General features: G+C 73.4%; 10 protein-coding genes. 8 read left to right on the forward strand and 2 right to left on the reverse strand.

The genetic code is table 11. The annotated features are described in order from the left end of the window. Both AB0M20_RS13740 and AB0M20_RS13745 read right to left on the reverse strand, forming a co-directional pair. Positions 1-1112: beta-N-acetylhexosaminidase (locus AB0M20_RS13740; protein WP_364297851.1), on the reverse strand; the 1112-nt coding region annotated here is incomplete at its 3' end. Next, entirely contained in the window at positions 1112-2284 is a 1173-nt protein-coding gene (locus tag AB0M20_RS13745) for an alanine racemase (protein ID WP_364297853.1), read from the reverse strand. The genes AB0M20_RS13740 and AB0M20_RS13745, both read right to left, overlap by 1 nt. An 80-nt stretch (positions 2285-2364) precedes the next feature. Between AB0M20_RS13745 and AB0M20_RS13750 the strand changes: the two genes are divergently transcribed. The 8 genes from AB0M20_RS13750 (at position 2365) to AB0M20_RS13785 (ending at position 9027) form a co-directional block, all read left to right on the forward strand. Next, entirely contained in the window at positions 2365-3609 is a 1245-nt protein-coding gene (locus tag AB0M20_RS13750) for an amidohydrolase/deacetylase family metallohydrolase (RefSeq protein WP_364297855.1), read from the forward strand. Positions 3610-3620: 11 nt separating this feature from the next. Next, the gene (locus AB0M20_RS13755; RefSeq protein WP_364297857.1) at positions 3621-3998 is read left to right on the forward strand and encodes a Rid family detoxifying hydrolase; all 378 of its coding nucleotides are present in this window, start codon (positions 3621-3623) and stop codon (positions 3996-3998) included. A 96-nt stretch (positions 3999-4094) separates the two neighbouring features. Further along, the gene (locus tag AB0M20_RS13760; RefSeq protein WP_364297859.1) at positions 4095-4397 is read left to right on the forward strand and encodes an urease subunit gamma; all 303 of its coding nucleotides are present in this window, start codon (positions 4095-4097) and stop codon (positions 4395-4397) included. After that, entirely contained in the window at positions 4394-4783 is a 390-nt protein-coding gene (locus AB0M20_RS13765; protein WP_364297861.1) for an urease subunit beta, read from the forward strand. The genes AB0M20_RS13760 and AB0M20_RS13765 overlap by 4 nt, the downstream gene beginning before the upstream one ends. Further along, positions 4780-6513, forward strand: a complete 1734-nt coding sequence (locus AB0M20_RS13770) for an urease subunit alpha (protein ID WP_364297863.1) — start codon at positions 4780-4782, stop codon at positions 6511-6513. Before AB0M20_RS13765 ends, AB0M20_RS13770 begins: the two co-directional genes overlap by 4 nt. Further along, the gene (locus AB0M20_RS13775; protein ID WP_364297865.1) at positions 6513-7232 is read left to right on the forward strand and encodes an urease accessory UreF family protein; all 720 of its coding nucleotides are present in this window, start codon (positions 6513-6515) and stop codon (positions 7230-7232) included. Before AB0M20_RS13770 ends, AB0M20_RS13775 begins: the two co-directional genes overlap by 1 nt. 284 nt (positions 7233-7516) lie before the next feature. Beyond that, positions 7517-8218 (forward strand): urease accessory protein UreG, encoded by a 702-nt coding sequence (ureG, locus tag AB0M20_RS13780; RefSeq protein WP_364297867.1) that lies wholly within the window; start codon positions 7517-7519, stop codon positions 8216-8218. Next, a complete protein-coding gene (locus AB0M20_RS13785; protein ID WP_364297869.1) occupies positions 8218-9027 on the forward strand; it encodes an urease accessory protein UreD in 810 nt (269 codons plus the stop codon). The genes ureG and AB0M20_RS13785 overlap by 1 nt, the downstream gene beginning before the upstream one ends. Positions 9028-9154 lie beyond the last annotated feature (127 nt).

Consider the following 9154-nt stretch of genomic DNA (forward strand, 5'->3'; position numbering starts at 1 on the left):
CCGCGCCAGGCGGCCACGATCGCGTCCGGCGGCGCGCCACCGTCCAGGATCTCGTCCCAGCCCAGCGCACGCCGGCCGAGGCCGCGCAGATGAGCGGCCATCTGCGCGATCCACCAGCCGTGCACGGCCCGCTCGTCGGCGAGGCCGTGCTGCTCGCGAAACGCGCGGACGGCCGGCGAGGCCGCCCACTCGCCGGGCGGGCACTCGTCGCCGCCGATGCCGATCACCGGTGAGGGGAAGATCGAGCAGACCTGGTCGAGCACCTCGCGGCCGAAGCGCAGCGCGGTCTCCGACACGTTCAGCAGGTGCGGCGAGATGCCCCAGGCGGCCCGGACCGCCGGGGTGGCGCCGTTGCCCAGCTGGGGATAGGCCGCGATGGCCGCCTGCATGTGGCCGGGCAGGTCCACCTCGGGCACGACGGTGACGTGCCGGTCGGCGGCGTACGCGACGATCTCCCGCAGGTCGTCGGCGGAGTAGAAACCGCCGTGCGGCCGCTGGTCGAACCGATTGTGGGACGACGAGCCGAGCATGCTCCGCGATCGCCACGCCCCGACCTCGGTCAGCCGCGGCCAGCCGGGCACCTCGAACCGCCAGCCCTGGTCGTCGGTCAGGTGCAGCTGCAGCACGTTGAGCTTGTGGAACGCCATCAGGTCGAGGAACCGCAGCACGTCGGACACCGGCAGGAAGTGGCGGGCCACGTCGAGCAGCACCCCGCGCCACGCGAACCGCGGCTCGTCCCGCACCTCCACCCACGGCACGGTGAGCCGGCCGGAGTCGACCCGCGCCCGGCGCAGCGCCGTCGGTGGCAGGAGCTGCCGCAGCGTCTGCAAGCCGTAGAAGACACCGGCCGGCGAGCCACCCACGACCCGGACACCGTCGCCGTCGACGGTCAGCCGATATCCCTCCTCCGTCATCGACGGCTCGACGGCAAGCCGGATGCCCGCCGAGCCCGGCAACGGCGCAGGTTCGGTGCGAAGCGCCGCGCCGACGGGCTGGAGGACACCGAGCAGCCATGCCGCCACCGACGACAGGGCGGGCTCGGCGGACAGCGGCAGGCCGGTCAGGTCGAGACGGCCGGTGCCCGGGATGCCGGCGACGGGAGACGGGATCATCAGAAGTACGTGTGCAGCACGTCGACAACCCGGTGCTCGTCGTCGACCAGCGGGATGTGCCGCCACTTGTCGAACGCCGTGCACGGATGGGACAACCCGAAGCGAATCAGGTCTCCGGGCCGGACCGTGACGCCCGGCTCGACCGCCAGATAGGTGTGATGGTCGTTGAGCTTGCTGACCGCGACCCCGGACGCCGGGTCGGCGACGATCGGCAGCCCCTCGTCGATCGGCGCGTCCCGCTTGCCCATGCCGGCCAGCGCCAGCCCCGGCTCGGGCGTGGAGATCACCTGCGCCCACATCTCCATCGCCGCGTGCAGCGGCCCCTCGCTCGGCACCCGGTTGAACGGCGTCATCTTGCGATAGAACCCGTCGTCGTGGGTGACCGACGCCCCGCTGCGCATGATGAGCTGCCCGAGCCCGGCGCCGGCCAGCCGGTCGGTGACCCGGTCGAACCACGCGCTGCCGCCGGCCGACACGATCGGCCGCTCGGGCAGCAGACCGGCGGCGGCCAGCCGCCGCGCACCCTCGGCCAGCGTGTCGAGGAAGGCGTCCACCGACGGCAGATCGCCGAGCTGCCCTTCGTACCCGGTCACGCCGGACAGCGACAGTCCCTCGGCGCCCGCCACCGCCCGCGCGACGGCCTCCAGCTCGTCGAGCGTGCGTACCCCGGTGCGCCCGCCCGCATGACCCAGCTCGACCAGCAACCGCAGCCGCCCGCGTGACCGCGCCGCGGCGGCGGCCGCCTCCACCCCGGCCACCGAGTCGACCTGGAACCAGACCTCCCAGCCCGCCGCGGTCTGCTCGGCCAGCCAGCCCAGCGCGACCGGATCGAGCACCTCGTTGGCGATGAAGACCCGCGGCACGCCCAGATTGCGCATGATCAGCGCCTGGTTGGGCGTCGCCACCGTCATGCCCCACGCGCCCGCATCGAACTGCCTGCGCAGCAACTGCGGCGCCATCGTGGTCTTGGCGTGCGGCGCGAAATCCATGCCGTGCCGGGCGCAATAGGCCGCCATGGTCGCCACGTTGGCACTGACCGCCGACTCGCGGACCACCAGCAGTGGCCAGGTGAACCCACCGCCGAAGATGCTCTCGCCGAGCACCGGCCTGCCCGCAGGCGCCCAGAAACCCTTGGCGCGCCAGTCGATCGGCTCCTCGGGAACGTCGAGCACGGCTGCCTCCTTGACCGGTAATCGTCGATCGGGGAACGCTGAGCAAGCTACCAACGCCCACCGACAATTTCTGGAGGACCGTGCCTGAACAGGGAGATCTGCTCCTGACCGGCGGGGACGTGATCGATCCCGGCGGCGGCCACCGCGGCCGGCTGGACGTGGCGATCCGCGCCGGCCGCATCGCCGCGGTGGGTCCCGCGCTGCCGCGCACCGCCGCGGAGGTCGTGGACTGCACCGGGCTGCTGATCACGCCGGGCCTGGTCGACCTGCACACGCACGTCTACCCGGGCGCCGGCTACTGGGGCATCGACCCCGACCCGATCGCCTGGTGCACCGGGGTGACGACCTGGGTCGACGCCGGATCGGCCGGAGCGTTCTCGGTGGCCGGGCTCAAGAGCTTCGGGCAAACCCGCCGGGCACGCGTGCACGCGCTGCTCAACATCGCGGGGCAGGGGCTGGCAGCGCGTACCGGAGAAGGTCTTGATCTGGGCAATTGCGACCCGGACCTGGCGGCGGCCGCGATCCGGGACGACCGCGAGCTGATCCTCGGCGTCAAGGTGCGGATCGACCGGGACACCGTGGGGCCCAACGGGGTGGAACCTCTGCGCCGAGGGATCGCGGCGGCGGAGCAGTGCGGCGTGCCGGTGATGGTCCACATCGGAACGACGCCACCACCACTCGCCGACGTGCTGGCGCTGCTGCGGCCCGGCGACATCCTCACGCACTGCGCGAGCGGGATCGCCGCGCCGACCGGCCCGGAGGCGCGCGCGGCCCACGAGCGCGGCGTGCTCTTCGACATCGGGCACGGCTCGGGGGCGTTCGCCTTCGACGTGGCCGAGCGCCAGCTCGCGGCGGGGATGACGCCGCACTCGATCTCGACCGACCTGCACGCGCGGTCGGTCTACGGCCCGGTCTTCGACCTGCCGACCACGATGGCCAAGCTGGTCGCCGCCGGGATGCCCCTGGAGGAGGTCGTGGCGGCGGCCACCGTGCGCCCGGCGAGAGCGCTGGGCCTGACGGCAGGCACATTGGCGCCCGGCGCGCCCGCGGATGTGGCGGTGTTCACGAATTCTCCGGGTGATCATGAGCTGGTGGACGCGCACCGCCAGACCCGGACGGCACCGTTCCGGCTGGTCAACGTGGCCACCTACGTGGCCGGCCGGCGTCTGGAGCCGCAGCTGCCGGCCCCGCCGCCGCGGTGGGTGCCGCTCACGACGGGACAGCGGGCGGCCATCGCCGAGCGCGAGAATGCGATCCGCGCGTTGCTCACCAAGCCACTCGTCGGGGTGCACGACCTCGCCGAGCAGTTCCCCCGTGACCCGTGAAGGAGATCGCTGTGCCCAAACGCTCCGTCAACACCGACAAGGCCGCGCCCGCCGGCGGGCCGTACTCGCAAGCCATCGTGGCCGGCGACACCGTGTACCTCGCCGGGGCGGTCCCGGCGCTGCCGGACGGCACCCGCGTGACCGGTTCGTTCGCCGAGCAGGCGCACGCCGCGTTCCGCAACCTGGCCGCGGTCGCCGAGGCGGCCGGCGGCAGCCTCGACCAGGCCGTCCGGGTCGGCGTCTACCTGCGCGACTTCGGCGACTTCGCGGAGATGAACGAGATCTACGGGCAGTACCTGACCGGGGAGCATCCGCCGGTGCGGACGACCATCCCGGTCGCGCTCGAGGGCATGCTCATCGAGATCGACGCGGTTCTCTACCTGGGCTGAGAAGCGCGGCCGGGTGGGAGGATCGGGTGTCACGGCGGGTAACACGTCGGAAACCTACGGCTGCGAGCATGCGCTGGGCGACTCAAGGGAGGTCCGTTGTTCCTCAGCCAGCACGAGCAGGAACGTCTGCTCATCCACGTGGCGGCGGAGGTCGCACAGCGCCGGCGGGAGCGTGGGCTCAAGCTCAACCATCCCGAGGCCACCGCGATCATCACGGCGTTCCTGCTGGAGGGGGCGCGTGACGGGCGGACCGTCGCCGAGTTGATGGATGCCGGGCGGCGCGTGCTCGGCCGCGACGACGTGCTCGACGGCGTGCCCGAGATGCTGCCTGAAGTGCAGGTGGAGGCGACCTTTCCGGACGGCACCAAGCTGGTCACCGTGCACGGGCCGATCTCGTGATCCCGGGTGAGGTCATCCCCGGCGACGGCGAGATCGAGATCAACGCCGGCCGGGCGGTCCTGGCGTTGACCGTGCGCAACACCGGCGACCGCCCGGTGCAGGTGGGTTCGCATTACCACTTCGCCGAGGCCAACGCGGCGCTCGACTTCGACCGTGCAGCGGCGTGGGGACACCGGCTCGCGGTCCCGGCCGGCACGTCGGTGCGCTTCGAGCCGGGCATGCCCCGCGACGTCTCGCTCGTCCCGCTCGGCGGCGCCCGCGTGGTCCCGGGCCTGCGCGGGCTGGCCGGCGGACCGCTCGACGCCCCACCGCCCGCCCCCGCCCCGGAGCCCGACGACATCGAGCCGGCCGGGTCGCTCGACGAGGACGAGGACGACGTCCGGTGACCACACTGGACCGCGGCCGGTACGCCGCCCTCTACGGACCGACCGCCGGTGACCGGATCCGGCTCGCCGACACCAACCTGCTGATCGAGGTCGAGGAGGACCGCAGCGGCGGCGCAGGGCCCGGAGGTACAGGGGCCGGCGACGAGGTCGTCTTCGGCGGCGGCAAGGTGATCCGCGAGTCGATGGGCCAGTCGCGCGCCACCCGCGCCGAGGGCACACCGGACACGATCATCACCGGCGCGGTCGTGCTCGACCACTGGGGCGTCGTCAAGGCCGACGTCGGCATCCGCGACGGGCGGATCGTGGCGCTGGGCAAGGCCGGCAACCCCGACACGATGGACGGCGTACACCCCGATCTGGTGATCGGCGCCGGCACCGAGGTGATCGCCGGCAACGGCAAGATCCTCACCGCGGGCGCCATCGACAGCCACGTGCACCTGATCAGCCCGACCATCCTGCATACCGCCCTGGCCAGCGGCATCACATCGATCATCGGCGGCGGCACCGGGCCGGCCGAGGGCACCAAGGCGACCACGGTCACCCCGAACTCGTGGCACCTGGCCCGCATGCTCGAGGCGATCGACGCGTTCCCGATCAACGTGCTGCTGCTCGGCAAGGGCAACACGATGTCCGAGGAGTCGATGTGGGAGCAGCTGCGCGGCGGGGCGGGCGGCTTCAAACTGCATGAGGACTGGGGTACGACGCCGGCGGTGATCGACGCCGCGCTGCGGGTGGCCGACGCCTCGGGCGTGCAGGTCGCCATTCACACCGACACGCTGAACGAGGCCGGGTTCGTTGAGGAGACGCTGCGGGCGATCGCCGGGCGGTCGATCCACGCGTACCACACCGAGGGCGCCGGGGGCGGGCACGCGCCAGACATCATCACGGTCGCCGGGCAGCCCAACGTGCTGCCGTCCTCGACCAACCCGACGCGGCCGTACACGCAGAACACGCTCAGCGAGCATCTCGACATGCTGATGGTCTGCCACCACCTGAACTCGTCGGTGCCCGAGGACCTGGCGTTCGCGGAGAGCCGCATCCGGCCGTCCACGATGGCCGCCGAGGACCTGCTGCACGACCTCGGGGCGATCTCCATGATCGGGTCGGACTCGCAGGCCATGGGGCGGGTCGGCGAGGTGATTCTGCGTACGTGGCAGACCGCGCACGTGATGAAGGCCCGCCGCGGGGCGCTGCCCGGCGACGGCGCCGCGGACAATCTGCGGGCTCGCCGCTACGTGGCGAAGTACACGATCTGCCCGGCCGTCGCGCACGGGATGTCGGAGGTGGTCGGGTCCGTCGAGCCGGGCAAGCTGGCCGACCTGGTGCTGTGGGACCCGGCGTTCTTCGGCGTGCGGCCGGCGTTGGTGATCAAGGGCGGCATGATCGCGTACGCGCAGATGGGCGACGCCAACGCCTCGATACCCACGCCGCAGCCGATGCTGCCGCGGCCGATGTTCGGGGCGTACGGCGTGGTGCCGGCGCAGACCTCCGTGGCGTTCGTCGCGCCGGCCGCGATCGACGCGCTGGTCGGCGACCGGATCGGCTGCAAGCGGGCCTTCGCGCCGGTGGCCGACACCCGCTCGGTGGGCAAGGCGGACATGCCGCTGAACGACGCCCTGCCGCGCATCGAGGTCGAGCCGGACACCTTCACAGTGCGCATCGACGGCGAGGTGGTGGAGCCCGACCCGGTCACCGAGCTGCCGATGGCCCAGCGCTACTTCCTCTTCTGATGTCCCTCGCGACCTTGCTGGTGCTCGCCGACGGCCGGCTGCCGGCCGGCGGCCACGCCCACTCCGGCGGCCTCGAGGCGGCGGTGTCCGCCGGGCGGATCCGCGACCTGGCCGGGGTGGACGGCTTCCTGCGCGGCCGCCTGGCAACCAACGGCGTGGTGGCGGCGGCATTCGCCGCGGCCGCCTGCGCCCGCTTCACCGGTCCCGGCCCGGCAGCCGGCACCGCGCCGCTCGCAACGGCAGACGCGGGCCTTGCGGGCGCAACCGGCGGCGCGAGCGTGGCTGATCTTGACGACGGCATGGATGCGCGGACGCCGTCGCCTGCTCTGCGGCGGGCATCCCGGGCGCAGGGGCGGGCGCTGGCGCGGGCGGCCCGTGCGATGTGGCCGATGCCGGGGATCGGCCGCGAGCCGCATCATCCGGTTGCGCTGGGCGTCGCGGCCGCGGCGGCGGGACTCGATCCGCTCGCCGCCGCCACGGCCGCGGCACACGGGACGGTGACCGGTCCGGCGAGTGCGGCGGTGCGATTGCTCGGCCTCGACCCCTACGCGACGCATGCGCTGATCGCCGCGCTCGCCACCGAATGCGACCGGATCGCCGCGGACGGCGCACGCCGGGTGGCCGACCCGGTGGACGCGCTGCCCGCGGCCGGGGCTCCCCTGCTCGACATCGGCGCCGAGCATCACGCGAGCTGGGAGGTGCGGCTGTTCGCTTCCTGATCAACACCGCGCCGGCGGGAGGTCTTCGACCTCTGGCGGTCGGCCGGCCACCTGTTTGCACTGCCGCGCCGGTGGACCAGAGAACGCGAGCCACTACGCAGACGGGACAGCGGGCGTCGGCTCGGACGGGCTGGGGTGCCGGCCCGGACAGCGGGCGTCGGCTCGGACGGGCTGGGGTGCCGGCCCGGACAGCGGGCGTCGGCTCGGAGACGCCGGGCTGCAGCTTTGCAGGATGCGCTTCGGCTTGATGAGGACCGCGCTTCGGTGCGGAGGAAGGTAGCGACATGACTGACCCGCACGAGCATGGGCCGGACGAGGTTCCGCATACGCATCCGGCGGCCGGGGTCGACCCGCACGACCCGCTGCACGGCGGGACGCGCGCCTTGCGTGTCGGCATCGGCGGGCCGGTCGGCTCCGGCAAGACCGCGCTGGTTGCCGCGCTCTGCCGGGCGCTCGGCGGCGAGCTGCGGCTGGCCGTGGTGACCAACGACATCTACACCACCGAGGACGCCGACTTCCTGCTGCGCAACGGCGTGCTGCCGGCCGAGCGGATCCGGGCGGTGGAGACCGGCTGCTGCCCGCACACCGCGATCCGCGACGACATCTCGGCCAACCTGGACGCCGTCGAGGATCTCGAGGAAACGCTGGGCCCGCTCGACCTCGTCCTCGTGGAGAGCGGCGGCGACAACCTGACCGCCACCTTCAGCAGAGGGCTGATCGACCGGCAGATCTTCGTGATCGACGTGGCCGGCGGCGACAAGGTGCCCCGCAAGGGCGGTCCGGGAGTCACCACCGCCGACCTCCTGGTGATCAACAAGACCGACCTGGCCCCGCTGGTCGGCGCCGACCTGGGCGTGATGGACCGCGACGCACGGGCCCGCCGCGGCGACCTGCCGACGGTGTTCCTGTCGCTGGTCGAGGACCGCGCGGCCACCCCGGTCGCCGACTGGATCCGCGAGCTGGTCGCCGCTCCCGCGCTGCCCTGATGCGCGCGGCGGCCCGGATCGTGGCCGAGGCGGACCGCTCCGGCGGGACCCGCCTCGCCGTCCTGCGCGGCGAATCGCCGCTGCTCTTCCGCCGCACCGGTCCGCGGAACGGCGGCCGGGGCACGGCGGCCGCGGGCGGCGTGCCGGGTTCGGGCACGGCCCAGGCGATCACCCTGCATCTGGTGGGCGGAGCCGCCGGGCCGCTGCGCGGTGACGAGCTGCGGCTCGATCTGGAGGTCGGGCCGCACGCCCGGCTGGACGTCCGCAGCGTCGCGGCGACCCTGCTGCTGCCGGGCCGCCCGGCACCGCCGTCGACGTTGGTCATCCACGCCGAGGTGGGTGAGGGTGCGACGCTGCGCTGGCTGCCCGAGCCCACGATCGCCGCGGCCGGCTGCGACCACATCGCGATCACCCTGGTCGAGGTCGCCGAGGGCGGCACGCTGCTCTGGCGCGACGACATCGTCTGCGGCCGGCACCGAGAGGAATCGGGCCGGATCAGAACCGAAACCACCGTCCGGTACGCCGGACGCGCGCTGTACCGCCACGACCTGGCGATCGGCGCGCCCGGCTGGGAGGGCGCCGCCGTCCTGGGCGGCAACCGTGCCCTCGGCGCCGCGATCCTGGCCGGCCCGGACCTCCCCGAGCCGCACCTGCCCGGCCCGGACGCGGCCGTCATGTCCCTGCCCGGACCCGGCCTGCTGGCCACGGCGGCGGGCGCGGACATCCGCCGGGTCAGGGCCGTCATCGACCCGATCTGCGAGTCGTACCCCGCAGCGCGGTCCACGCCCGCTCCTGCCACGAAGTGGTAGCGCAGCCACGTTTCCAGGGGTTTGAAAGGGGGGTGGGCTACCACTTTGTGGGCGGCCCGGCGGCGGGGCAGGGAGGGTGACCACCGACTGGCCGGCGGGCCAGCCCGCAGGGGCTCGGGTTCTCCGC

The organism is Actinoplanes sp. NPDC051633, from assembly GCF_040681735.1.
Classification (GTDB): Bacteria; Actinomycetota; Actinomycetes; order Mycobacteriales; family Micromonosporaceae; genus Actinoplanes.

Excerpts from the sequence above, each read along its gene's own strand:
- AB0M20_RS13775 (WP_364297865.1), top strand. The coding sequence starts at position 6,513 with ATGTCCCTCGCGACCTTGCTGGTGCTCGCCGACGGCCGGCTGCCGGCC.
- ureG (WP_364297867.1), top strand. The coding sequence starts at position 7,517 with ATGACTGACCCGCACGAGCATGGGCCGGACGAGGTTCCGCATACGCAT.
- AB0M20_RS13785 (WP_364297869.1), top strand. The coding sequence starts at position 8,218 with ATGCGCGCGGCGGCCCGGATCGTGGCCGAGGCGGACCGCTCCGGCGGG.